Here is a 22,247-nt window from a genome sequence, read left to right as displayed (position 1 = left end):
AACGGTCACCCGACGTGAAAGACGCAGCAATCGTGACCTTCGCCCGCGCATTGCGCTTCGGCCGAATGCGCGCGCGGACCTCTGCTCGCGCTGGCGGGCGCCGTGTCGTTGACCCAGTCCATCGCACCGGCGAACCAGCCTGCGAACATGTAGCATAGCTTTCCGTGCTTGCCGGGTTGCGCGAGCACGAAGGACGAGTGACGCAATTGAATGCGCGCAGTCGACGTCGCCGGATCGGCCTCGACGATGCTGAACACGCCCCAGCCGCGCTGCGACAGACGCTTCAGGTAATGCTCGAACACCGCCGTGCCGCTAATGCCGTGCTTCTCCGCTTCCTTGTCGCACCAGTGATACGCGGACTTGTAGCCGGCCTTATAAAGAATCTCGGCATACGCTTCCCGACCGAGCGCTTCCTCGACGGCAACATGATTGTTGGTGAAGAAATGACGCGGCACGTACAGCATCGGCAGCGCATCGGTGGTCCAGACGCCGGTTTGCGGATCGACGTCGATAGGCAATTGAGGCTGCATGGCGGTCTCGATCTCTCCGTTCGATTCAGCCGTTCCAGACTTCGCCGAACACGCGCAGCCAGTTTTCGCCCATCACCTTTTTGATGCGCGACTCGCTCCAGCCCGCGCGCTCCATCGCGGCCGTCAGATTCGGGAATTCGCCGATCGTCCGAATACCTTCTGGATTGACGACCTTGCCGAAATCCGTCAGGCGACGATAGCGGCCCTTGTCGTGCGTGATCCAGTCGAAGAACTCGGTGCTATAACCTTGCGTGAAGTCCGTGCCAATGCCTACCTTGTCTTCGCCGATCACATCGATCACATATTCGATTGCTTCGAGATAATCGTCGACGGTCGCATCCGCGCCGCGCCGCAGAAACGGCATGAACATCGTCACGCCGACGAAGCCGTTTGCTTCGGCGATCTCGCGCAGTTGATCGTCCGTCTTGTTGCGCGGATGCTCCTTCAAACCGGAAGGGCAGCAATGCGAGTACGTGACGGGCTTCTTCGAGCAGGCGATCGCATCGGAAGAAGTCTTCGCGCCCACATGCGATAGATCCACCATGATGCCCACGCGATTCATCTCCTGAATCACTTCGCGGCCGTATCCGGACAATCCGCCGTCCGGTTCATAAGAGCCGGTGCCGACGAGATTCTGCGTGTTATAGCAAAGCTGCACCACGTTCACGCCGAGTTCCTTGAATACTTCGATATAGCCGAGGTTGTCCTCGAACGCATACGAATTCTGGAAGCCGAAGATGATGCCGGTCTTGTTCTCTTTCTTCGCGCGCAGGATGTCGTCGGTCGTGCGCACCAGTGTGAGAATTTCGCTGTATTCGCGGATCTGCTGCTTCATTTCCGCGATGTTGTCGATGGTCTTCTGAAAGTCGTCCCACACGGAGACCGTGCAGTTGACGGCGGTGACGCCGCCCTTGCGCATGTCTTCGAACACGGAGCGCTCGAACTTCGAGATGTTCAGGCCGTCGATGATGATGCTCGAATCGTGGAGGCTACTCATTGCTTGTCCGTTCGGTTTCGCAGGAATAAGGGAGGGCGTGACGCGTTCAAATGGTTCGTTCGAAGCTGCGCTTGGCCGGCGCGGCATCGCTCTCGGTCGCGGGGCCGGCTTCTTCGAGCGCCGTCTTCGACGTTTCAGGCAGCGCGAGACCGCCGATCATCGCGAAGATCGACACGGCGATCAGATAATACGCAGGGGACAGATTCGTGCCGGTGGCCGAGATCAACCATGTCGCGACGAGCGGCGCGGTGCCGCCGAAGATCGTGTAGGCGAGGTTGTAGGTGATCGCGGACGCGGTGTAGCGCGTCTTCGTTGCGAATACTTCCGACATGAGCGGTGCGGTCACCACGCCCGAGAGCACGGCGCCGATGGCGAGGAGCGCGACGCCGAACAGCGACGGCGACAAGGCACCCGATCCACCCAGCGAGAACGCTGGATAAACCGACGCGATGATGAAGATGCAGGTGCTTGCGATCGTCGCGCGGCGGCCCACCAGATCGGAGAAAAGGCCTGCGAGCGGGCACAAGGCCGCTGCGAAGCAAAGTGCGAGCACGGTCACGAGGAGCGAGGTGCTGCGCGACAGATGCCCGGCGATTTGAAGATAGGTCGCGAAATACGTCGTGAACGTGTAGAAGGAGAGCGCCGTCACCGATACGAACGCGCCAAGCTTCAGGATGTTCCACGACTGCGAATGCAGCGTTTCCAGCAAGGGCGCGTGCGCGACTTCGTGCTTGCCTTCGAGCGCCTGAAACGCGGGCGTTTCATTCAGATTGACGCGCAGATACACGCCGATGAGACCGACCGGCGCCGCGACGAGGAACGGAACGCGCCAGCCCCAGTCCACCATCGCTTGCGCCGACAGCGACGATTCGAGCAGATACGCAACGACGGCCGCGCAAGCGAACGACGAGAAGGTCGACACCGGAACGAAGCTGCCGAAGAACGCACGGCGGCGGCGCGGCGCATGTTCCATCACATAAGCGCAGGCCCCCGCGTATTCGCCCCCTGCGGAAAACCCTTGCACACAGCGAATGATCGTGAGCAGCAGCGGTGCCCAATAGCCGATGCTCGCGTAGGTCGGGAGAAGGCCGATCAACGTCGTCGAACCGGCCATCAGGAGGATGGTGAAAGCGAGCGTTCGCTTGCGCCCGATCCGGTCGCCGACGATGCCGAAGAAGAGTCCGCCGAGCGGACGGAATGCGAACGCGACCGCGAATACCGCGAAGGTTTTCAGAAGCCCGACAGTGGGATCGCCACTCGGAAAGAACTCCCGCGTCAGAATGGTTGCGAGAAATCCGTACGCGGCGAAATCGAACCATTCGACAAAATTGCCGATGGAAGCCGCCGCGATGACGCGCCGTAACGTCCTGGTGTCGACTTCCTGAGTGCCCTGACGTGACATTGTTCCTCTCCTCTGAAGTTCCGGTTCCTTCCGGTATCGAAACGAGAGTAGAGGCTCAAATTACGTAGGTCCATACGTGTCAATTACCTAGGTAATCGGTGCGTGACGCAGCCCGGCCTCGTTTTCATGGATACGCCCGGTTATGACCCGGTCTCCGCGACGGGCCAGATCGCGGGCGGCGCGAACCTGGTTTGCTTCACAACGGGGCGCGGATCGTGCTTCGGATCGGTTCCCGCGCCGACGATGAAGCTCGCGAGCAATACGCCGATGTACGCGCGCATGGCCGCGGACATGGACATCAACTGTGGACCGGTCATCGACGGCGAAGCGACGCTGGAGGAAATGGGGCAGGCGATCTTCGAGCAGATCGTCCGGCATGCATCGGGCGAGCCGACGAAGAGCGAAGCGCTCGGCGTCGGCGCGAACGAGTTCGTTCGGTCGGCACGGCGACCGGCAGGCTGACGATGCGATCCACCGTGCCGTCCTCCGCGAAGCGCACGGCGCTCCAGCCTTCGCCGAGCTGGCTCGCCGATGGACATCCCGAGATCAAACCCGTGTTCGGAAAAGGAGCGCAATGATGGCCGCAGTCGATCAGGCGAAATACGCCGCACTGATTCGCCGCTACTTCGATGCCTGCAACGAAGCCGACTACGACAAGCTGGTTTCCTGCTTCACGCCCGATGCGGTGCATTACTTTCCCTCGGGTCTGCCGGACATTCCGTGGCGCAGCGCGGACACGATCGCACGCAAGTGGCAATGGTGCGTCGAGAACCTGGGCTCGCAATGGACCATCGAAAAGATTCTCGTGAGCCACGACAGCCACGAGGCCGTGATCGAGTGGACGCACTGGAAGTCGAAAGCGGGCACCGCGCTGCGTGGAGACCAATGGTATGTCTTCGATGAAGCATCGGGCCTGATCCGCGAGATTCGCGCGTACTACGCTTCTCCCGCGCAAAAGGATGTCGAGATCAACGAACTCGTCGATTTCGATTACGAAGGACGCGGTTATCACCTGGCGCCGAAAGCATGATGCGTCATATCGTGTTGTTCAAACGGCGCGCGGACGTCATCGAACCGCTAGGCAAGCAACAGCAAGGCATCCGCGAGCGACAGCACGGTCGTACGCGAATCGAATGCGGTGGAGAACAAATGTTCATGCACCACCTGATCCGGGTCGTAACAACAATCCTTGACCGTGTACAGGCGGAAGTCCGCATCGCTCGCATACGCGACCGACGACAGCACGACACCGGTCGACGCAATGCCGACCATGATCAGCGAATCGACGCCTCGTGCCGAGAGTCGCGCCTCGAGATCGGTGCCGAAGAACACGCTGGCTCGGTGCGCGACGATGAGCGGTTCATCGGCCGTTTGGCCCAGTTCCGGCGCGATCCGGTCCTCGACGAAGAGACCAAGCCGTTTGATTCCCTGCCCATTCTTGTTCAATGGGCTGACTTCCGGATAGCCCGGACTGAACCGCAGATTGGCGAAATAGACGCAGACGCCTTTGCTCCGCGCTGCGTCGCATAGTGTGCGCGTGTTGGCGATCAAGTCCGGCGCGACCGATGGAAAGAGACCGAGAATGTCGGTCTGATAATGCATGACGATGAGCGCGGTTTTCGCCGGCGTGATTGGCGGAATCTGCAACGCGCCGTGCGACACCAGTTCCGCCGGTGTGAGCCACGGATAATTCAGCGTGTCCTGCAAGGACCGAAGCCTGACCGAGCCCGGATCGTCGATCGTATCCATGCGCTCGATAGCGATATGCAACCCGACGATTCTGTCGGACCCGTCGCCCATGCGCGCGATGCGCCACCGATATTCGCCTCTTCCGAACCGCAGCGAGCCGTTGTCCTTCTGTCGCATCGCGACGAGCCACGGCATCGTGCAGATGCCATCCGCATCCACTTCCGGCGCGGCACACACGTAATAAGTGCGGCAGCGATCGAACCGCTCGCCGAAGTCCGCGACCAGCGTTTTGGCGATCGCCGCGGCGCCGGTCACGCTGCGCGGAAAATCGATTGCATCGGTCGCGATGTCGAACGTCAGTTCGGCATCGGCGGCGAAGCAGTCGAAGATCAGATCGGGCTGGTTCTGATCCTTCGCGCGGATATAACATTCCAGCAGCGACCGGACAGAAGAGGTCGATATTGCAGGATTCATGGCTAAAATCTCCTATTCCAAGCTTTGCCGTATAATTATTTTTAAAAGGTAACTACATTAGCATCCAGGAGTTTGAGTGTCATGCCGAAGCAGATCGACGAATCCGCTCTGACGATAACCAATCCAGCGTGTCTCGTCGACGGGACGGACACGGAATTCCGCCATCTGATCAACGGTCTCCTGCCATTCGCGGCCCGGCTTCTGTCCGTGCGCGACGGCTTCGGGACGCTCATCGGCCTGACCGGTATCCAGTATTCGCTGCTCGTCTCCGTCGCGCATCTTTCGCACGGCGAGTCGGTGACGGTGAACCGGCTCGCGGACCATCTGCATCTGAGCGGCGCGTTCGTCACGATCGAAACCGGCAAGCTCAAGAAGCTCGGCTTCATCGACAAGCGCTCGGACCCCGACGACAAGCGCAAGATGCGCCTCACCGTGACATCGAACGGGACGAAGCTGCTCCGCGAACTCGCCGCGACGCAGCAGCGCATCAACAACGTGCTGTTCGAAGGCGTGACGAAGACCGAGTTCAAGGCGCTGTGCTCGGTCGTCGACCGGCTCGTCGCCAATGGCGATCGCGCAACACTCGATCTCTCGCATCTGATCGCACGGCAGGATAAGTCGTGAGCGCCACGCGGGCTGCATGCTCAATGCTCGGCCCACTGGATCGTGTTCAGGTCGATGCCTTCCAGATGCATATCCCACAGCGGGCTCAGCGCGCGTAACCTTGTCACGGTCTCCTGCACCTGGCGGATCACGTCATCGACTTCCTCTTCGGTCGTGAAGCGGCCGAGCGTGAAGCGGATCGAGCTATGCGCCAGTTCATCGCTGCGGCCGAGCGCGCGCAACACGTATGACGGTTCCAGCGACGCCGACGTGCACGCCGACCCCGACGACACCGCGACACCCTTGATGCCCATGATGAGCGATTCGCCTTCGACGAAATTGAAGCTGACGTTCAGGTTGTGCGCGATGCGCTGCGTCAGGTCGCCGTTGACATAGACCTCGTCCAACTGCAGAAGCCCTGCGAGCAGCCGGTCGCGCAACGCACCGACCCGCCGGCTTTCACCGTCCATCTCTTCCTGCGCGAGCCGAAACGCTTCGCCCATTCCGACGATCTGATGCGTCGGCAGCGTGCCCGATCGCATGCCGCGTTCGTGACCGCCGCCGTGCATCTGCGCTTCGATGCGCACGCGCGGCCTGCGCCGCACATACAGCGCACCGATGCCTTTCGGGCCATAGACCTTGTGCGCGGTGACCGTCAGCAGATCGACGTTGAGCGCGCCGACATCGATGGCGATCTTGCCCGCCGCCTGCACCGCGTCGCAATGAAACAGGATGCCCTTTTCGCGGCACATCGCGCCGATGTCGGCGATCGGCTGTATCACGCCGGTCTCGTTGTTGACCATCATGACGGACACGAGAACCGTATCCGCGCGTAGCGCCGCGCGCACCGCGGCGACATCGAGCAATCCGTCGTGCCCAACGTCGAGATACGTGACGTCGAACCCTTGCCGTTCCAGTTCGCGGCACGTATCCAGCACCGCCTTGTGCTCGGTCTTCACCGTCACGATGTGACGGCCCCGCGCCTTATAGAAGTTCGCCGCGCCCTTGATCGCGAGATTGTTGCCTTCGGTCGCGCCCGACGTCCAGACGATTTCGCGCGGGTCCGCATGCAGCAGAGCGGCGACATGGCGGCGCGCGGTTTCCACCGCTTCTTCCGCTTCCCAGCCATAAGCGTGGCTGCGCGATGCCGGATTGCCGAAGCGCTCGTAAAGGTACGGAAGCATTTTGTCGACCACGCGCGGATCGACGGGCGTCGTCGCGCTGTAGTCCATGTAGATGGGGCGTGAGGTCATCGGTCGTGCTCCAGTGCAGGGCCATCTTCAGGAAGTTGGCCGAAGTGTAGCCCGGCCCCTTGCTTCCTCTGGTCAACACCCATTCGTCGAGTAGGGTTGTCTTTCATACAAAGCTTTTTTGCCGAGGGTAAACGATAGCTTGAACGACGCGATCCGTTGGCATTTAATGAAAGCTAAGAAACAAAGCTAAATAACAAGGCTTTGTGTGGTTTTACGAAAGCGTCGCCGGCGGCGCGGCGCGAAGGAGAGCGAGATGAAAGACAGCATCGTACGGGCGAGCATCGATCCGGAAGTGCAGCGTCAGTTCCGGTCAGCGTTGGCCATGTTCGCGACGGGTGTCGCGGTCATCACGGCGCCGAGGCGCGAAGGAGCGCCGATCGGCATGACGGTCGCGTCGTTCAATTCGGTGTCGCTCGATCCGCCGCTGATTCTGTTTTCGGTGGACCGCCGAAGCCTGAGCCTCGCCGATCTGTGCGTGGCCGGCAGCTATGCGGTCAACGTGCTCGAAGAGTCGCAGCAGGACATGTCGAACCGCTTCGCGAAGGCCAACGGCGACAAATGGGGCTGGCGCGACGCGGCAAACGACTCGTGCGACGAACCGGTCCTGCTTCCCGACACCCTCGCGACTTTCGAATGCGAGCCCTATGCGCAATACGACGGCGGCGACCACGTGATCTTCGTCGGCCGCGTGACGCGTCATCAGACGCGCTCGCAAGGACGTCCGCTCATTTTCTTCGGCGGCCGCTATCACACGCTCAACGGCGTACACGCAGCGTCGGCCTGAAACGGCGGACGAACTCATCCAGGAGAACACCATGATCAAGAACGGCACTCAACACATTGCGTCATTGCGCGACGGACGTCAGGTTTATCTCGACGGCAAGGCGGTCGGCGACGTCACCGCGCACCCTGCATTCCGCAATTCCATTCGCAGCTACGCGAGCCTTTACGACTATCAGGCGCGCCCGGAAAACGTCGAGAAGATGACGTTCGTTTCACCGGATTCGGGCAATCGCGTGAGCCGCATCTGGGAACTGCCGACATCCTACGAGCAACTGGTCGAGCGGCGTTCCGCGCTCGAAGCGTGGACGGAACTGCACTTCGGTTTCATGGGCCGCTCGCCGGATCACGTCGCGTCGTGCATCTCGGGCATGGTCATGGGCATCGACCTCTTCGAGCAGTACGACCCGGCCCGCGCCGGCGCGCTGCGCGACTACTACAAGTACGCCCGCGACAACGATCTCTTCCTGACCTACGTGATCGTCAATCCGCAGGCGAATCAGTCGAAGTCGGCGCACGAGCAGGAAGACAAGTATCTCGCCGTGGGCATCGTCGATCAGGATGCGGAAGGCATCACGGTGCGCGGCGCGAAGATGCTCGCGACGAGCGGCATCATGGCGAACGAAGTCTTCTGCAGTTGCATTCAGCCGCTGCGCGAAGGCGACGAGATGTACGCGCTGTCGTTCGCGATTCCGATGAACGCGAAGGGCATGAAGGTGATGTCGCGCAAGTCGTACGAAGAGCACGCGCAGTCGGTGTTCGACAACCCGCTGTCGAGCCGCTACGACGAGAACGATGCAGTGCTCTATTTCGACGACGTGAAGGTGCCGTGGGAGCGGATCTTCGTCGCGGGCGATGTCTCCATGTGCGCGAAGCAGTTCCATGCGACGCCCGCGCACGTCTACCAGAACTATCAGTGCCAGGTGCGCCTGATGACGAAGCTGCGCTTTCTCGTCGGCCTCGGTCTCAAGATTTCGGAGGTCAACGGCACGAATGCGTTTCCGCAAGTGCGCGAGACGCTGGGCCAGCTCGCGTCGGAAGCATCGATGGTCGAGGCCTATGTGTACGGCATGGAAGCGAAGGGCAGCATCGTCAACGGTTACTACGTGCCCGATCGCAACATGCTCTACAGCTCGCAGGTGCTCACGCAGCAGCTCTATTCGAAGATCCTCACCACGCTGCGCGAACTCGCGGGCGGCGGAATGATCATGCTGCCGTCGAGCGTGCACGACTTCGAGAATCCCGATCTCGCACGCATCATCGAGAAGACGCAGAAGTCGCCGGTCTGCAGCGCCGAAGAACGCGTGAAGTTCTTCAAGCTCGCGTGGGACGCCGTCGGCTCGGAGTTCGCATCGCGTCATAACCAATACGAGTTGTTCTATGCGGGCGCGTCGTTCGTGACCAAGGGTCATGCGTATCGCAGCTATGACTGGCGCCGCGCCACGGGTCTCGTCGACAACATGCTGTCCAGCTATTCGCTCGATGCCGAACTGGCGAAGACGCGCCAGGCCGCCTGAATCCAGACTTTCCCAAAGGAGAAACACACATGGCTATCAACAAACTTCACGACGAGTTCCACGGACTCGACATGGCCGACGGCTGGCAACTGCCGGAAGGTTATGCGCCCGGTTCCGGCGCACAGGAGCTGATCCTCTCCGGCGCGCTCGATACCGACAACAAGCGCGGCAGCCGCACGCGTCTTCTGCGCCTGCCCGCGGGGATGTACACGACGAAGCCGTTCGTCCACGACTATTGGGAGGAAGTGTTTCTCGTCGAAGGCGATCTCACGGTCGGCAACGACGATAAAGGCGAGGGCGGCAAGCCATTCGAAGGCTACACGTATGCGGTGCGTCCGCCGGGCGCGTGGCATGGGCCGTTCAAGTCGCACGGCGGCTGCGTGCTCCTCGAAGTGCATTACTACGATCCGGCCTGATCATGCTGCCCGCTCTCGAAACATTGCGCGCCCAGCTCGCCGATGGACGTCTCGATGCCACCTCGCTTCTCGCGTCGTGCATCGAACGAATCGGCGATGACGCGGGCGAAGGCCGGCGCGTCTTTCCCTACGGCGTGAGTGCCGCGGCGAAGGCCCAGGCAGCGGCAAGCGATGCATTGCGTCTTCATGGCGTCGCCGGTCCGCTCGCGGGCATTCCGATCTCGGTGAAGGATCTCTTCGACGTGCAGGGCGAAATCACGCGCGCCGGCAGCCGGATTCTGCCGGAGCAGGTCGCCACGCGCGACGCGCTCGCGATAGGCCGATTGCGTGCGGCGGGCGCCGTGTTCGTCGGCCGCACCAACATGACGGAGTTCGCGTACTCGGGCCTCGGCATCAATCCGCATTACGGCACGCCCGCGAATCCGTTCGACAGACACGCGGCGCGCATTCCGGGCGGCTCGTCGTCGGGCGCGGCGGTGTCGGTGACGGATGGCATGGCCGCCGCGGCGATCGGATCGGATACCGGCGGCTCGTGCCGCATTCCCGCTGCGCTGTGCGGACTCGCCGGTTTCAAGCCGACTGCCGCGCGCGTTCCGCTGGAAGGTGCGTTGCCGTTGTCGTCGAGCTATGACTCGATCGGTTCGATCGCATCCAGCGTGGCGTGCTGCGCCGCGCTCGATTCGATCATGGCCGGCGACACCGAACCGGCTGCGGTCATGCCGCTGCCGTTGAGCGGGCTGCGCTTCGCCATGCCGAAGCACATCGTGCTCGACGACATGGATGCCCACGTCGCCGCGACGTTCGAGCGTGCAATCGCACGTTTGACGGCGGCGGGCGCGATCGTGCATGAAGTCTCGTTCGAGAGCTGGAAGCATCTCGCGACGCTCGGCCAGCATGGCGGCCTCGTTGCGGCTGAAGCGTGGGCGTGGCACGTCGGGATGATCAAACGTCATGCCGACGATTACGACCCGCGCGTGATTTCCCGCATCAGGCTCGGCAGCGAGCACAGCACCGCGGAGTATCTGCGCAATCGCGCGCTGCGCGGGCAGCTATGCCGGCAAGCCGACGACGAACTGCGGCCCTTCGATGCCATCGTCTGCCCGACGGTGCCGATCGTCGCGCCGCGCATCGCCGATCTCGACGATGAACCTGCGTACACGGCGACGAATCGCCTGCTGCTGCGCAATCCGTCGATCGCCAACATGCTCGATCTGTGCTCGGTCTCGATCCCGTGTCACGCGAACGGCGACGCACCCGTGGGACTGATGTTGATGGGCCGGCACATGAGCGATCGCCCGTTGCTCGCGATGGGCGCCGGCGTCGAAGCAGTCGTGCGTTCGCATTGACGCGGCGCACTTCCGAATACATATCAAGGAGACTTCCATGTTCAGGCAACTCGCGTGCACTGCGTTGTCCGCCGCCGTCTCGATGACGGCCAGCGCGGCCGATATCAGCGACGGCGTGGTGAAGATCGGCGTGCTCACCGACATGTCGTCGATCTTTTCGGATATCGGCGGGAAAGGCTCGGTCGTCGCGGCGCAGATGGCCGTCGACGATTTCGGCGGCAAGGTGCTCGGCGCACCCGTCAAGGTGATCAGCGCGGATCATCAGAACAAGACCGATGTCGCCGCGACCGTCGCGCGCGAATGGTTCGACAACCAGCAGGTCGATATGGTGCAGGACCTGTTGCCGTCTTCGGTGGCGCTCGCGGTGTCGAACGTGGCGAAGGAGAAGCATCGCATTGCCATTGCGAGCGGCGCGGGCACGACCAAGCTGAGCAACGAAGCGTGCTCGCCGTACACGATCCAGTACTCGTACGACACCTTTGCGCTGACGACGAGCCTCGTGAAGGCGATGGCGCGCGCCGGCGACAACTCGTGGTACTTCCTGACCGTCGACTATGCGCTCGGCGCGTCGCTGAAGAACGATTCGGCGACGGCATTGAACGCGGCGGGCGGCAAGGTGCTCGGCGAATCGAAGCATCCGATGCACGCGGCGGATCTGTCGTCGAATCTGCTGCAGGCGCAGGCGTCGCACGCGAAGGTCATCGGCCTCGCCAACGCGGGCGCGGACACCGTCAACGCGATCAAGACGGCGCGCGAGTTCGGCATCAACGCGCCGGGCAAGCAGAAGATCGCAGGCCTGCAAATGTTCATCAGCGATGTCCACAGTCTCGGCCTCAAGTCCGCTCAGGCAATGATGCTGACGACGCCGTTCTACTGGGACCGCGACGACGCGAGCCGCGCCTGGTCGCAGCGCTTCCATGCGAAGACCGGCCGCATGCCGACGTTCATCCAGGCGGGCGTGTATTCGTCGACGCTGCATTACCTGAAGGCCGTGCAGGCGAGCGGCACCGATGCATCCGACGCCGTGCTCGCGCAGATGCGCAAGACGCCCGTGAACGATTTCTTCGCGACCAACGGCGTGATTCGCGCCGATGGCCTCATGGTGCACGACATGTACATCGCCGAGGTCAAGAGCCCGGAGCAATCGAAGAAGCCCTGGGATTACTACACGATCAAGCAGACGATTTCCGCGCAGGACGCGTATGCGCCGCTCAGCGCGAGCCATTGCCCGCTCGTCGCGGGGAAAGTCGTCGCCGGGAAATAAAGGAGCCACACATGAAAGCCATCACATTCAACATCGAAGACCGCGACGGCAGCATCGAGCGCGACATTTCAATCGACACGCTCGTCATCGCGGGCTGGACCGGACGCGACACCGAAGCGATGGAGAAGCACATCCGCGAGCTCGAAGAGCTGGGCATCAAACGGCCCGCTTATACGCCGGTGTTTTATCGCGTCGCAGCGGATCGCCTCGGTCCCGCGCCGATGATGCAGGTCACGGGCGAGGAGAGCAGCGGCGAAGCGGAGTTCGTGCTGGTGAAGGACGGCGGCGAGGTGTATGTCGGCGTGGCATCGGATCACACGGACCGGCAGGTCGAAGCCTATGGCATCACCGTGTCGAAGCAGATGTGCGACAAGCCCTGCTCGAACACGCTCTGGCGCCTGAGCGACGTGGCCGGTCACTGGGATCAGTTGCTGTTGCGTTCGTACGCGACGATCGACGGCGAGCGCGTGCTCTATCAGGAAGGCAAGGTGACCGCGATGCGCTCGCCGCAGGACCTGCTCGATCAGTTCGCGCAACGCGGCGGCGAGTTCGTCGATGGCACCGCGATGCTGTGCGGCACGCTCGCGGCCATCGGCGGGATTCGTCCGGCGCAGCGCTTCGAGACCGTGCTCGAAGACCCCGTTCTCGGGCGCACGCTGCGGCACGCATATGAGATCGAGACGCTGCCGGTGGCCGGCTGACGCCTTGCATCACCCTATCAGGAGAGCTGCGATGACGCATGCAGACATGATTCTGGAGACAAAGGGTTTGACCAGGCAGTTCAACGGCTTCACGGCCGTCAACGGTATCGACTTGCGCGTGCGGCGAGGCACGATCCACGCGCTGATCGGCCCGAACGGCGCGGGCAAGACCACCTGCTTCAACCTGCTGACGAAGTTCCTGACGCCCAGTTCGGGACACATTTTCTTCGACGGCCGCGAGATCACGAAGGCGGCACCCGCGACGATCGCGCGAAGCGGCGTGATCCGCTCGTTCCAGATCTCGGCGGTGTTCCCACATCTGACGCCCGTCGAGAATGTGACGATCGCTTTGCAACGGCCGCTCGGCGTATCGTTCCGCTTCTGGAAAAGCAGCGCGATGCTCACGCGCCTGCGCGAGCGCGCGCTCGAACTGCTCGTTGAAGTCGGCCTCGCCGCATACGCCGATGTGAAGACCGTCGAGCTGTCATACGGTCACAAGCGCGCGCTCGAAATCGCGACGACGCTCGCGATGGACCCCGTGCTCATGCTGCTCGACGAGCCGACGCAGGGCATGGGACACGAGGACGTCGATCGCGTGACGGCGCTCATCCGTAAGGTATCGAGCGGACGAACGATCCTGATGGTCGAGCACAACATGAAGATGGTGTCGAGCATCGCGGACACCATCACCGTGCTTCAGCGCGGCGAGATTCTGGCGGAAGGCGATTACGCGTCCGTCTCCGCGAACCCGCAAGTGAAGGATGCGTACATGGGGACCGAGAATGAATCGCTCGCACATTGAAGACCTGCATGACGATGGCAACGTCGCCGCGGCATGCGAAGACGCGCTTCGCGTGAGCGGCCTCGAAGCGTGGTACGGCGAATCGCACATCCTGCACGGCGTGGACCTTCGCGCGGCGCGCGGCGAAGTGGTCACGCTGCTCGGGCGCAACGGCTCGGGCCGCAGCACGACGCTGAAGGCGATCATGGGACTCACCGATACGCGCAGCGGCTCGGTTCGCATCGATGGCCGGGAGACGATCGGCAGGCAGCCGCAGGACGTGGCGCGCCTCGGTGTCGGCTATTGCCCGGAGGAGCGCGGCATCTTTGCAGGGCTGTCGTGCGAGGAGAACCTGCTGCTGCCGCCGCGTCTGCCCGGCGCGAAGGGCACGCCGATGTCGCTCGAAGAAATCTACGCGATGTTCCCGAATCTGGCCGAGCGTCGCGCGAGCCAGGGCACGCGCCTGTCGGGCGGCGAGCAGCAGATGCTGGCCATCGCGCGCATTCTTCGCACCGGCGCAAACGTGCTTCTGCTCGATGAAATCTCCGAAGGGCTCGCGCCCGTGATCGTGCAGACACTCGCGCGCGTCATCAGGCTGCTCAAGGCGCGCGGCTTCACGATTCTGCTCGTCGAGCAGAACTTCCGCTTCGCCGCGCCGCTCGCCGATCGCTTCTATGTGATGGAGCACGGACGCATCGTCGATGCCTTCGAGTCGGCGCGTCTTGCGGAAAAAACGGCCACGCTGCAAGCGCTGCTCAATATCTGATCGGAGCGAACGTCATGGAAATCTTCGGTATGCCGCTGCAGGCGGTATCGGGTCAGCTCGTCCTCGGGCTGATGAACGGCTGCTTCTATGCCGTGCTGAGTCTGGGCCTGTCGCTCATCTTCGGCCTGTTGAACGTGATCAATTTCACGCACGGCGCGTTCTTCATGCTCGGCGCGCTGTTCGCGTGGATGGGCACGAACTACTTCGGCCTCGACTACTGGCTGATGCTCGTCATCGCGCCGCTGGCCGTGGGCGCGGTGGGCGTGATGGTCGAGCGTTCGATGCTGCGCCGGCTCTACAAGCTCGATCACCTATATGGACTGTTGCTCACGCTCGGCGTCACGCTGATCTTCGAAGGCACGTCGCGTTCCGTCTACGGCGTCTCGGGCATGTCGTATGCCGCGCCCGACAGCCTCGCGCGCGCCGTCGATCTCGGCTTCATGATGCTGCCGGCGTATCGCGCATGGGTCGTCGTCGCATCGCTCGGGGTTTGCGCAGTGGCGTGGTGGGCGATCGAGCGCACGCAACTCGGCGCGTTGCTGCGCGCGGCGACCGAGAATCCGCGGCTCGTCGCGGCGTTCGGCGTCGATGTGCCGCGCATGGTGTCGCTGAGCTACGGCTTCGGCGTCGCGATCGCGGCGTTCGCGGGCGTGCTCGCCGCGCCGGTCATGCAGGTGTCGCCGCTGATGGGGCAGAGCGTGATCATCACCGTGTTCGCGATCGTCGTGATCGGCGGAATGGGATCCATCGCCGGATCGGTGCTGACGAGCCTCGCGCTCGGCGTCCTCGAAAGCCTGACGAAGCTGTTCTATCCGGAAGCGTCCGCGACGGTCGTGTTCGCCGTCATGGCGCTGGTGCTGCTCGTGCGTCCCGCCGGGCTGTTCGGTCAATCGAAGTGAGGTGTCTCATGCATAACCGTTTCGCATTCTTCGCCGTATTGGCCGTGCTCGCCGCCGCGCCGTGGCTCGGCGCGTATCCGGTCTTTCTGATGAAGCTGATGTGCTTCGCGCTCTTCGCCACATCGCTGAACCTGTTGCTCGGCTATGTCGGCCTGCTGTCGTTCGGTCATGCGGCGTTCTTCGGCGTCGCGGCCTATGTCGCGGGCAGCGCGTTGCGCGATCACGGCCTGCCGCCCGAAGCCGCGTTGCTGCTCGGCGCGGGCGTCGGCGCGGCGCTCGGCTTCGTGATGGGATTGCTCGCGATCCGCCGCAAGGGCATCTACTTCGCGATGGTCACGCTCGCGCTCGCGCAGATGGTCTATTTCCTTTGCGTGCAGACGCCGTTCACCGGTGGCGAGGACGGCATGCAGGGCGTGCCGCGCGGGCGGCTGTTCGGCGCGCTCGCGCTCGACGACGACCTCACGCTCTATTACGTCGTGCTCGCAATCAGTGCGATGGCGTTCGCGTTCATCGGCCGCGTGCTCGATTCGCCGTTCGGCCGCATTCTCGGCGCGTTGAAAGAGAACGAGGCGCGCACGGTTTCGCTCGGCTACGACGTCGATCGCTTCAAGCTGCTGGCGTTCGTCATATCGGCTGCGTGCGCGGGTCTCGCGGGCGCGATGAAGACGCTCGTGCTCGGCTTCGCCACCCTCTCCGACGTGCACTGGACGATGTCGGGCACCGTCATCCTCATGACCTTGCTCGGCGGTCTCGGCACGCGGCTCGGGCCGGCGGTCGGCGCGGTGATCGTCGTCGGGCTGGAGACGAAGCTCGCCGCGTTCGGCACGTGGCTCGCGGAGCTCACGCATATCGCGTGGTTTCAGGGGCTGGGCGAATCCGTCAGCATCGTGACCGGCGTGATGTTCGTCGCTTGCGTGCTGCTGTTCCGGCGCGGCATCGTCGGGGAAATGGCGCAATGGCTCGGGCGTCGGGAGCGCACGCGGGTGCGCGTCGCCGGGCGCATGATGCGAAGCGATGCCGCGTGATTCCCGAGGGATGAGGGATAAACGCTATTCGTCCGGCGCACCTGCGAGGCGATAATCGGGAACTTCGACCGTTCCATGATCCAAGATGCGCGACCGAATCGACGATGAGATCACCTTCCGCAAGCTCGAAGTGCTGCTTGCGTTCATGGAGACCGGCAACCTCGCGAAGGCGGCCGAGGCGCTGAACGTGAGCACCGTCAGCGTGCATCGCGCGTTGCATTCCCTGGAGCAGGGCGTGCGATGCGCGCTGTTCCGCCATGAGGGCCGCAATCTCAAGTCGACGGAAGCGGCGCAGATCCTCGCCGATGTCGCGCAGGAAGTGATGACGCTGCTGTCCGACGGCATTCGTGCGACGCGCGAGGCCGCGGGCTATTCGTCAGACCGCCTGAGAATCGGCTCGCTCTACTCGCTGACGATCAAGACCGTGCCCGGCATCGTCGTCGATATCAAGGTGCGCAGGCCCGCGCTTCATGTCGAGCTGGTGCTCGGTCCGAATGTCGAACTGCTCGACAAGCTGAAGCGAAGCGAAATCGATGCCGCGCTGATGGCGATGCCCGACGCCGAGCCCGAGATCGAATCCATTCCCCTTTTCGAAGACGATATTTTTTTCGCCGCGCCCGCCGGTTCGCCCTATGCAAAGCAGGAAGCCGTCGATCTTCGGGATTGCCGCGACGAGACTTTCGTTTCGCTCGGTGAAGGCTTCGCGACATATCACGGCTTCGTCGAGGCGTTTCGCGTCGCGGACTTCACGCCGAACGTGACGATGCGAACCGGCGACATCTTCTCGCTGATGAATCTGGTGAGCGGTGGAGTCGGCTATACGCTTTTGCCCGGGCGTGTGCGCGGCGTTTTCGGCGACAAGGTGCAGTTCATTCCGCTCAAGCCGCAATACCTGATGCGCCAGACCATCGGCGTCAGTTTCCTGCGCGCGCGCGAGCGCGATCCGAACCTGCTCGCGCTGATGGCCGTCTGTCGTCTGCGCACGAGAAGCGCTGACTGACGCTTCATCGCTCGTCGCTTGCGCATGCCCTGTCGATGAGCGCGCCGAGATCGGGCAACGAGGTCTCGCTGCAGGACACCGCGATGCCTTCGGAAAAAATCGAACCGGCCAGCCGCGTGAGGACATTGGCGGGCGGCATCTCGATCGCGAGGCGCGCGCCCCGTTCCCATGCGAGTCTCATCGTGTCGTGCCAGCGCACCTGCCGCGCCATGTTGCCGGCGAGGTCGGCGGCAATGCGCGCGCCGTCGAAAAGCGGCCGCGCGGCGCTGCTGCTCAGATAAACGATGCGCGGCGCACGCACATCGACCCGAGCGAAAGCGTCGGCGAGCTCGGCTGCGGGCGCGTCGAGCAGGGCGCAATGCGAAGGCACCGCGACATCGAGACGCTCGCAGCGTTGCGCGCCGTGGTCCGTTGCAAGTGCCGCGAGACGATCCATCGACGCGTCGCTGCCCGCGACGACCATCTGTGTTTCCGCGTTGATGTTTGCGAGGAAGACGGGCTCGGCGCCGCTGTTCACTTGCGCGATCAGCCGTTCGAGCGCGCGCTGCGTCAGGCCGATTATCGCCGTCATGCCATAGCCTCGCGGATAGGCGCGTTCCATCAACTGGCCGCGCAAGGCCACGAGCCTGAGCGCATCGGGGAAGGCGAGCGCGCCCGCGATCACCGCGGCGGGATACGCGCCGATCGAAAGCCCCGACACCATGTCGGGCACATGGCCGTGCGCCTGCATCACGCGCGCCTGACCGACGCCCGCGATCAGCAGACAAAGCTGCACGGCGACGGTGGAGCGCAGCGATGCGGCATCGTCGATGGACCGGACGTCATGGCCCAGCGTGTCGCTGGCTTCTTCGAGCGTGCGGGCCATGTCGATGTGATCCGGCAGCGCGTGCAGCATGCCGGCGCGCTGCGAGCCCTGGCCGGGAAACGTGAATAGCACGCTCATGATGCGTGCTCCGCCCAGGGATCGGCTACGAGCAAGGGTCCGCGTCCCGTCTTCAGCAACACGCGGTCCGATCGGCCCGCCCATTCCGCGAGCGCGAAGCCGCCGTGACCGGTGTCCACCTGCATATCGATGCGTGCTGGCATGCGCTTGAGCATCGACAGGAGCGAGTGCGCTTCATCGCGCGGCAATGGCTGCGTGGTACGTAGCAGCAGATCGAGGTCGCTGTCCTCTCTCAACGTGTGCAAGCCGCTCGCGAGCGCAAACCCGACGCTGCCGATAACGCCCCACGCCAGCCGAAGCCGGTCGAGTTCGGGCGCGATGCGGGCGAGTGCGCGCACGCAGGGCAGGCTCGCGATCGCGGTATCGAAACGCCACGCGCGCGCCCGAGCGAGCGCTTCGGGCGTCACGCGACGCGCGATCCGCTCGCGCGCCACGAAGCCCGCGAACCGCTCGCTGCGCGTGCGCCCTCGAAGCCCCACGGGCACGATGTCATGCGCGCCGACCGCTTCGCGCCGCACCACGGCCGGCGCGACCGACAGCCACTCGGGCGAAGCCCACGCAGGCAACTCCGATTCCGTGCGGATATCATGCGGCGCGGCGATCCACAGAAGATCGTGCGGGCGAATCACTTCATCGTCGATCGACACAGCGGTTCTCCCTTGGCATCACGCGCCCATCAGCGCCTTCGTCGCGAAGAACAGCAGCGACGGCCCGAGCAGGCAGCCGACGCCCGTATGGAACGTCGCGATCAGCGCGCCGTAGGGAACGAGCCGCCGGTCGGTCGCGGCGAGCCCCGCGCTGACGCCGCTCACCGTGCCGGCCAAGCCGCCGAAGATCATCGCGGAGCGCGGCGTCTTCAGCCCCATGAAGCCCGCTGCGAGCGGCGTGCCGATCATCACGATGATCGCCTTGATGAGACCCGTCGCGATACTGAGCGCGATCACATCCGAGCTTGCACCGATCGCCGCGCCCGTCACCGGTCCCACGATATACGTCACGGCACCCGCACCGATGGTGGTCATGCTCACGGCGTCGGTGTAGCCGAACGCATGCGCGATGCTCGCGCCGACGATGAACGGCAGCACGGTCCCGAGCAGCAGCGACACCACGCCGATGAGCCCGGCCTTGCGCGCCTCGTTGGCCTGCACTTCGAAGGCGGTCGCGACGATGGCGAAGTCCCGCAGCATCGCGCCGCCCATCAGGCCGACGCCCGTGAAAAGCGGCAAGTCCGCGAGACCCTTTTGTCCTCCGGTGAACGCGCCGCCGAAATAGGCGAGCACGAGGCCGATCACGATGGCGATCGCCGAGCCGTGCACGCGCCCGAAGGTCAGCTTGCGCGAGATCAGCGACGACACCCACATGATGAGCCCCACCAGCGCGAACGCGGTGACGAGGCCGTTGTGCATCAGAACCTTGTCGATCATTTGGAACATGGCGGACTCCTGCTTCAGATTTCTTCGAGATGCGGCGCGTTCACGAACGATGTGCTGTCGTGACCGGTGCGGGACAGCACGGCGATGCAGCCCGCGCAGACAGCCGCGGCGCCCAATGCCGACAGCAGCGCGACAGGGCCGCCCTTGAGCGCGGCGACGACGTTCTGGTTTGCCGCCATCGCGACGACGACCGGGATGTACATCGCGCCCCAGAAGCCGACGCCCGCTTCGGTTTCCTTCGGCAGGAGGCCCTTTCCGTGCAGATAGAGCCGCAGGAAGATCAGAAGCAGCATCGCGATGCCGACACCGCCGACATTCGTCTTGACGCCGATCGCGACCCCGAGCAGGTCGCCGAGAAACAGTCCCGCCAGATGGCAGAACGCGAGCAGCGCGGTTCCATAGATGATCATTTCGTGTCTCCTGTATTTGTCTGATTGGCTTTCGATGACTCAGCGCCACTGTTCCCGCAGCTTGCGGCGAACCGTCGACGAGGCCGCGCGGTGCTCGCTGCGAAGGCGGCTTTCGAGGCCGCGTGACGGGTCGGCGCGAATGTCGTCGAAGGCGGCTTGCAGCGCCTTTTCGACCGTCGACTGGTCCGCGCCGGTGGGGGCGTCGGCGTTGATCACGGAGAGCAGCTTCCAGAGCAATCCGAGCGACGCGTAGTTGTCGATGTCGTAGGCCATCGGCGGCACGCGCGCCGTGAACGCCTCCAGCTCGGTCACCGAGCGCAGCGTGACGCGCGCGGCCGATTCCTTGCCCATCGCGTGGACCATCACCTTCGGATCGGCGAGCGCGATCAGCCGGTTCGCCTGATAGCCGTGCGCGAGAAACGCGCCGGACATCGCGCGTGCCACGATCAGCCCGATCACCGGATGGCCGGCGAGCCGCGCGCTCGCGTAGGCATCGGCGGCGGCGGCGAGCGCCTGATGAATGCCATATGCTTCCTCGCGGCGTCCGTAGGCCTGGCTCGCCACGTCGATGACCGCGACGATCGGGCGTTTCTCATCGCGCTGTGCATCGGCATCGACGGCTTCGCGCACCGCCCGCGCGATCTCCCACGCTTCCACGAGGCCCACTTCGCCGCTGCGTGCGCGCGGAAACGGGTTGTCCGGGTCCGGCACCACCGCGATGAACCGCGCGGGTTGATTGCCGATACGCGCATCGGCGACCCGCACCGAAGGCGGATAGCCTGCCTGCAACGGCGCGCTGCCGGTGAGTGCATCCAGCCAGACCGCGCCGCGCTTCGAAAGCTCTTGTGTGCTCATGACCCGAACCCCTTGCCGTAGATGGCGGCCACGTGTTCCGGCGTGGCCTGCACGCGCGGATCGATTTCGGAAAGCCGCGCGAGAAAGCCCGTGACGCGTTCGCTGCGGCATGCTTCGGGACGTCCGGCGCGGAACCGGTCGATGACGGCGGCGCGGATCGCATCGGCGTCGTCGGCGGTGTAGACATCGACCAGTCCCGTGCGATGTCTTTGCTCGCAGCCCGTGAAACTCCAGATCATCGGGCGGTCGCGCGAATCGAATTCCGCGATGCCCGCTTCCTGCTCGATCACAGTCGGTCCGTTGAGCCCGAGCCGCGCCTCGCGCGTGCCGATCAGATAGCTGCACAGACCGGCCGCGATCGACATCCCGCCATAGCAGCCGATCGGCCCGGCCGTGACGCCGATCACGGGCTGATAGCGCCGCAGATCGACGATGCCCGCGTGGATTTCCGCGATCGCCGCCAGCCCGAGATTCGCTTCCTGCAAGCGCACGCCGCCCGTCTCGAAGAGGATGACGGCGCGCGTCGGAATGCCGCTGCGGTTGTCCTCGGCGGCGAGTTCGAGGCTGCCCGCGATCTTCGCCGCCGACACCTCGCCCATGCTGCCGCCCTGAAACCCGCCATCGATGGCGAGCACGACGGCAGGCTGACCGTCGATGGTTCCCTTCGCGACGACCGTGCCGTCGTCGGCCTGCGTCACGATGCCTTGGCGCTTGAGCCACGGCGAGCTCACACGCTCGAACGGATCGAGCAGTTCACTGAAGGTGCCTTCGTCCAGCAGCTTTTTCGCGCGGCTGCGCGCATCGAGTTCGATGAAGCTCTGGCGTTCGAGCAGTTGTTGCGCATCCATATGTTTCACGCTCCGCCGGTCGATTTCAGTTGTTCGAAGACTTGCCCGATGCGCATCTGCACGACACCGGGCGTCGCGCCCGAATCGTTGATTTCGAGCCTGGCGGCGGGCAGCGAGCCGTCGCCGAGAATGCGTTCCAGCACCGACTGCCAGATATGTTCCTTGCCGTCGACGGATGTCGTGATGTTCACCACGGTGCGGTGCGCCGCGTTCGCTTCGAGCAGGACTTCGAGGTCTCCCGATGCGACCACGCCCGCCAGCGCGCGGCGTTGCGCGGGCTGGCCCGCCGGGAATTCGAGGACGATGGTTTCCATA

The 22,247-nt window shown here is 63.8% G+C and carries 25 protein-coding genes and 1 pseudogene; 14 read left to right on the top strand and 12 right to left on the bottom strand.

The annotated features are described in order from the left end of the window. Positions 1–5: 5 nt before the first annotated feature. Genes AWB78_RS03300 through AWB78_RS03290 form a run of 3 tightly spaced genes read right to left on the bottom strand, consistent with a single transcriptional unit; the run spans position 6 to position 2,929 of the window. A complete protein-coding gene (locus AWB78_RS03300; protein WP_062602206.1) occupies positions 6–530 on the bottom strand; it encodes a DUF5943 domain-containing protein in 525 nt (174 codons plus the stop codon). Positions 531–555: 25 nt separating this feature from the next. Then, on the bottom strand, positions 556–1,527 hold the full coding sequence (locus tag AWB78_RS03295; RefSeq protein ID WP_062602204.1) for a dipeptidase: 972 nt from the start codon (positions 1,525–1,527) through the stop codon (positions 556–558). Between the two features lie 46 nt (positions 1,528–1,573). After that, the gene (locus AWB78_RS03290) at positions 1,574–2,929 is read right to left on the bottom strand and encodes an MFS transporter (RefSeq protein ID WP_062602202.1); all 1,356 of its coding nucleotides are present in this window, start codon (positions 2,927–2,929) and stop codon (positions 1,574–1,576) included. Positions 2,930–3,031: 102 nt separating this feature from the next. Here AWB78_RS03290 and AWB78_RS03285 point away from each other — a divergent pair. Both AWB78_RS03285 and AWB78_RS03280 read left to right on the top strand, forming a co-directional pair. Then, positions 3,032–3,391: pseudogene (locus AWB78_RS03285) on the top strand (altronate dehydratase); the annotation flags it as partial. Positions 3,392–3,503: 112 nt separating this feature from the next. Beyond that, a complete protein-coding gene (locus AWB78_RS03280) occupies positions 3,504–3,959 on the top strand; it encodes a nuclear transport factor 2 family protein (protein ID WP_232477593.1) in 456 nt (151 codons plus the stop codon). Between the two features lie 47 nt (positions 3,960–4,006). Here AWB78_RS03280 and AWB78_RS47485 read toward each other — a convergent pair whose 3' ends face one another. Then, complete coding sequence (locus AWB78_RS47485) at positions 4,007–4,594, bottom strand: cysteine hydrolase family protein (protein WP_062602422.1); 588 nt, start codon at positions 4,592–4,594, stop codon at positions 4,007–4,009. 579 nt (positions 4,595–5,173) lie between these two features. Between AWB78_RS47485 and AWB78_RS03270 the strand changes: the two genes are divergently transcribed. After that, on the top strand, positions 5,174–5,716 hold the full coding sequence (locus AWB78_RS03270) for a MarR family winged helix-turn-helix transcriptional regulator (protein WP_062602196.1): 543 nt from the start codon (positions 5,174–5,176) through the stop codon (positions 5,714–5,716). 20 nt (positions 5,717–5,736) lie between these two features. On the opposite strand, the gene AWB78_RS03265 is transcribed toward AWB78_RS03270, so the two are convergent. Beyond that, entirely contained in the window at positions 5,737–6,948 is a 1,212-nt protein-coding gene (locus AWB78_RS03265) for an IscS subfamily cysteine desulfurase (protein ID WP_062602194.1), read from the bottom strand. Positions 6,949–7,201: 253 nt separating this feature from the next. Here AWB78_RS03265 and AWB78_RS03260 point away from each other — a divergent pair, with 253 nt between their 5' ends. The 11 genes from AWB78_RS03260 (at position 7,202) to AWB78_RS03210 (ending at position 17,443) form a co-directional block, all read left to right on the top strand. Further along, entirely contained in the window at positions 7,202–7,732 is a 531-nt protein-coding gene (locus tag AWB78_RS03260) for a flavin reductase family protein (protein ID WP_062602192.1), read from the top strand. Between the two features lie 31 nt (positions 7,733–7,763). After that, entirely contained in the window at positions 7,764–9,245 is a 1,482-nt protein-coding gene (locus AWB78_RS03255; RefSeq protein ID WP_062602190.1) for a 4-hydroxyphenylacetate 3-hydroxylase family protein, read from the top strand. A gap of 29 nt (positions 9,246–9,274) precedes the next feature. Continuing rightward, complete coding sequence (locus tag AWB78_RS03250; protein WP_062602187.1) at positions 9,275–9,661, top strand: cupin domain-containing protein; 387 nt, start codon at positions 9,275–9,277, stop codon at positions 9,659–9,661. A 2-nt stretch (positions 9,662–9,663) separates the two neighbouring features. Further along, a complete protein-coding gene (locus AWB78_RS03245; protein WP_062602186.1) occupies positions 9,664–11,007 on the top strand; it encodes an amidase in 1,344 nt (447 codons plus the stop codon). A gap of 37 nt (positions 11,008–11,044) precedes the next feature. Continuing rightward, positions 11,045–12,271 carry an ABC transporter substrate-binding protein gene (locus tag AWB78_RS03240; RefSeq protein WP_096031733.1) on the top strand — a complete coding sequence of 409 codons (1,227 nt, stop codon included), beginning with the start codon at positions 11,045–11,047 and terminating at the stop codon, positions 12,269–12,271. A gap of 11 nt (positions 12,272–12,282) precedes the next feature. Beyond that, complete coding sequence (locus AWB78_RS03235) at positions 12,283–12,972, top strand: DUF2848 domain-containing protein (protein ID WP_062602181.1); 690 nt, start codon at positions 12,283–12,285, stop codon at positions 12,970–12,972. A 31-nt stretch (positions 12,973–13,003) separates the two neighbouring features. After that, entirely contained in the window at positions 13,004–13,774 is a 771-nt protein-coding gene (locus tag AWB78_RS03230; RefSeq protein WP_062602179.1) for an ABC transporter ATP-binding protein, read from the top strand. Then, the gene (locus tag AWB78_RS03225; RefSeq protein ID WP_062602178.1) at positions 13,755–14,519 is read left to right on the top strand and encodes an ABC transporter ATP-binding protein; all 765 of its coding nucleotides are present in this window, start codon (positions 13,755–13,757) and stop codon (positions 14,517–14,519) included. Before AWB78_RS03230 ends, AWB78_RS03225 begins: the two co-directional genes overlap by 20 nt. A gap of 14 nt (positions 14,520–14,533) precedes the next feature. Continuing rightward, entirely contained in the window at positions 14,534–15,418 is an 885-nt protein-coding gene (locus tag AWB78_RS03220) for a branched-chain amino acid ABC transporter permease (RefSeq protein ID WP_062602174.1), read from the top strand. Positions 15,419–15,426: 8 nt separating this feature from the next. Then, positions 15,427–16,443, top strand: a complete 1,017-nt coding sequence (locus AWB78_RS03215; RefSeq protein ID WP_062602172.1) for a branched-chain amino acid ABC transporter permease — start codon at positions 15,427–15,429, stop codon at positions 16,441–16,443. A gap of 85 nt (positions 16,444–16,528) precedes the next feature. Beyond that, entirely contained in the window at positions 16,529–17,443 is a 915-nt protein-coding gene (locus AWB78_RS03210; protein ID WP_062602170.1) for a LysR family transcriptional regulator, read from the top strand. Positions 17,444–17,447: 4 nt separating this feature from the next. Here the strand turns inward: AWB78_RS03210 and mdcH are convergent, their stop codons facing one another. From mdcH to AWB78_RS03175, 7 genes are read right to left on the bottom strand one after another with little or no spacing between them, the layout of a single operon-like run. Beyond that, positions 17,448–18,386, bottom strand: coding sequence for a malonate decarboxylase subunit epsilon (gene mdcH / locus AWB78_RS03205; protein WP_062602168.1), 939 nt, complete (start codon positions 18,384–18,386; stop codon positions 17,448–17,450). Continuing rightward, complete coding sequence (locus tag AWB78_RS03200) at positions 18,383–19,033, bottom strand: malonate decarboxylase holo-ACP synthase (protein ID WP_062602165.1); 651 nt, start codon at positions 19,031–19,033, stop codon at positions 18,383–18,385. The genes mdcH and AWB78_RS03200 overlap by 4 nt, the downstream gene beginning before the upstream one ends. 18 nt (positions 19,034–19,051) lie before the next feature. After that, positions 19,052–19,819: a malonate transporter subunit MadM gene (gene madM, locus AWB78_RS03195; protein ID WP_062602164.1), complete on the bottom strand. Its 768-nt coding sequence runs from the start codon at positions 19,817–19,819 to the stop codon at positions 19,052–19,054. A 14-nt stretch (positions 19,820–19,833) separates the two neighbouring features. Further along, positions 19,834–20,229, bottom strand: coding sequence for a malonate transporter subunit MadL (madL, locus tag AWB78_RS03190; RefSeq protein ID WP_062602162.1), 396 nt, complete (start codon positions 20,227–20,229; stop codon positions 19,834–19,836). Positions 20,230–20,268: 39 nt separating this feature from the next. Then, on the bottom strand, positions 20,269–21,084 hold the full coding sequence (mdcE, locus tag AWB78_RS03185; protein WP_062602160.1) for a biotin-independent malonate decarboxylase subunit gamma: 816 nt from the start codon (positions 21,082–21,084) through the stop codon (positions 20,269–20,271). Then, complete coding sequence (locus AWB78_RS03180) at positions 21,081–21,932, bottom strand: biotin-independent malonate decarboxylase subunit beta (protein WP_062602159.1); 852 nt, start codon at positions 21,930–21,932, stop codon at positions 21,081–21,083. Before AWB78_RS03180 ends, mdcE begins: the two co-directional genes overlap by 4 nt. Before the next feature lie 5 nt (positions 21,933–21,937). Continuing rightward, positions 21,938–22,246 carry a malonate decarboxylase subunit delta gene (locus AWB78_RS03175; RefSeq protein ID WP_062602157.1) on the bottom strand — a complete coding sequence of 103 codons (309 nt, stop codon included), beginning with the start codon at positions 22,244–22,246 and terminating at the stop codon, positions 21,938–21,940. Position 22,247 lies beyond the last annotated feature (1 nt).

Source organism: Caballeronia calidae (assembly GCF_900044055.2).
Taxonomy (GTDB): domain Bacteria; phylum Pseudomonadota; class Gammaproteobacteria; order Burkholderiales; family Burkholderiaceae; genus Caballeronia; species Caballeronia calidae.
This window is presented reverse-complemented; position numbering and strand designations above follow the sequence as displayed.

Excerpts from the sequence above, each read along its gene's own strand:
- AWB78_RS03245 (WP_062602186.1), top strand. The coding sequence starts at position 9,664 with ATGCTGCCCGCTCTCGAAACATTGCGCGCCCAGCTCGCCGATGGACGT.
- AWB78_RS03230 (WP_062602179.1), top strand. The coding sequence starts at position 13,004 with ATGACGCATGCAGACATGATTCTGGAGACAAAGGGTTTGACCAGGCAG.
- mdcH (WP_062602168.1), bottom strand. The coding sequence starts at position 18,386 with ATGAGCGTGCTATTCACGTTTCCCGGCCAGGGCTCGCAGCGCGCCGGC.
- AWB78_RS03265 (WP_062602194.1), bottom strand. The coding sequence starts at position 6,948 with ATGACCTCACGCCCCATCTACATGGACTACAGCGCGACGACGCCCGTC.
- AWB78_RS03220 (WP_062602174.1), top strand. The coding sequence starts at position 14,534 with ATGGAAATCTTCGGTATGCCGCTGCAGGCGGTATCGGGTCAGCTCGTC.
- AWB78_RS03300 (WP_062602206.1), bottom strand. The coding sequence starts at position 530 with ATGCAGCCTCAATTGCCTATCGACGTCGATCCGCAAACCGGCGTCTGG.
- AWB78_RS03225 (WP_062602178.1), top strand. The coding sequence starts at position 13,755 with ATGAATCGCTCGCACATTGAAGACCTGCATGACGATGGCAACGTCGCC.
- AWB78_RS03280 (WP_232477593.1), top strand. The coding sequence starts at position 3,504 with ATGATGGCCGCAGTCGATCAGGCGAAATACGCCGCACTGATTCGCCGC.
- AWB78_RS03270 (WP_062602196.1), top strand. The coding sequence starts at position 5,174 with ATGCCGAAGCAGATCGACGAATCCGCTCTGACGATAACCAATCCAGCG.
- AWB78_RS03210 (WP_062602170.1), top strand. The coding sequence starts at position 16,529 with ATGCGCGACCGAATCGACGATGAGATCACCTTCCGCAAGCTCGAAGTG.
- AWB78_RS03175 (WP_062602157.1), bottom strand. The coding sequence starts at position 22,246 with ATGGAAACCATCGTCCTCGAATTCCCGGCGGGCCAGCCCGCGCAACGC.
- AWB78_RS03295 (WP_062602204.1), bottom strand. The coding sequence starts at position 1,527 with ATGAGTAGCCTCCACGATTCGAGCATCATCATCGACGGCCTGAACATC.
- AWB78_RS03215 (WP_062602172.1), top strand. The coding sequence starts at position 15,427 with ATGCATAACCGTTTCGCATTCTTCGCCGTATTGGCCGTGCTCGCCGCC.
- mdcE (WP_062602160.1), bottom strand. The coding sequence starts at position 21,084 with ATGAGCACACAAGAGCTTTCGAAGCGCGGCGCGGTCTGGCTGGATGCA.
- madM (WP_062602164.1), bottom strand. The coding sequence starts at position 19,819 with ATGTTCCAAATGATCGACAAGGTTCTGATGCACAACGGCCTCGTCACC.
- madL (WP_062602162.1), bottom strand. The coding sequence starts at position 20,229 with ATGATCATCTATGGAACCGCGCTGCTCGCGTTCTGCCATCTGGCGGGA.
- AWB78_RS03235 (WP_062602181.1), top strand. The coding sequence starts at position 12,283 with ATGAAAGCCATCACATTCAACATCGAAGACCGCGACGGCAGCATCGAG.
- AWB78_RS03180 (WP_062602159.1), bottom strand. The coding sequence starts at position 21,932 with ATGGATGCGCAACAACTGCTCGAACGCCAGAGCTTCATCGAACTCGAT.
- AWB78_RS03250 (WP_062602187.1), top strand. The coding sequence starts at position 9,275 with ATGGCTATCAACAAACTTCACGACGAGTTCCACGGACTCGACATGGCC.
- AWB78_RS03255 (WP_062602190.1), top strand. The coding sequence starts at position 7,764 with ATGATCAAGAACGGCACTCAACACATTGCGTCATTGCGCGACGGACGT.
- AWB78_RS03290 (WP_062602202.1), bottom strand. The coding sequence starts at position 2,929 with ATGTCACGTCAGGGCACTCAGGAAGTCGACACCAGGACGTTACGGCGC.
- AWB78_RS03240 (WP_096031733.1), top strand. The coding sequence starts at position 11,045 with ATGTTCAGGCAACTCGCGTGCACTGCGTTGTCCGCCGCCGTCTCGATG.
- AWB78_RS03260 (WP_062602192.1), top strand. The coding sequence starts at position 7,202 with ATGAAAGACAGCATCGTACGGGCGAGCATCGATCCGGAAGTGCAGCGT.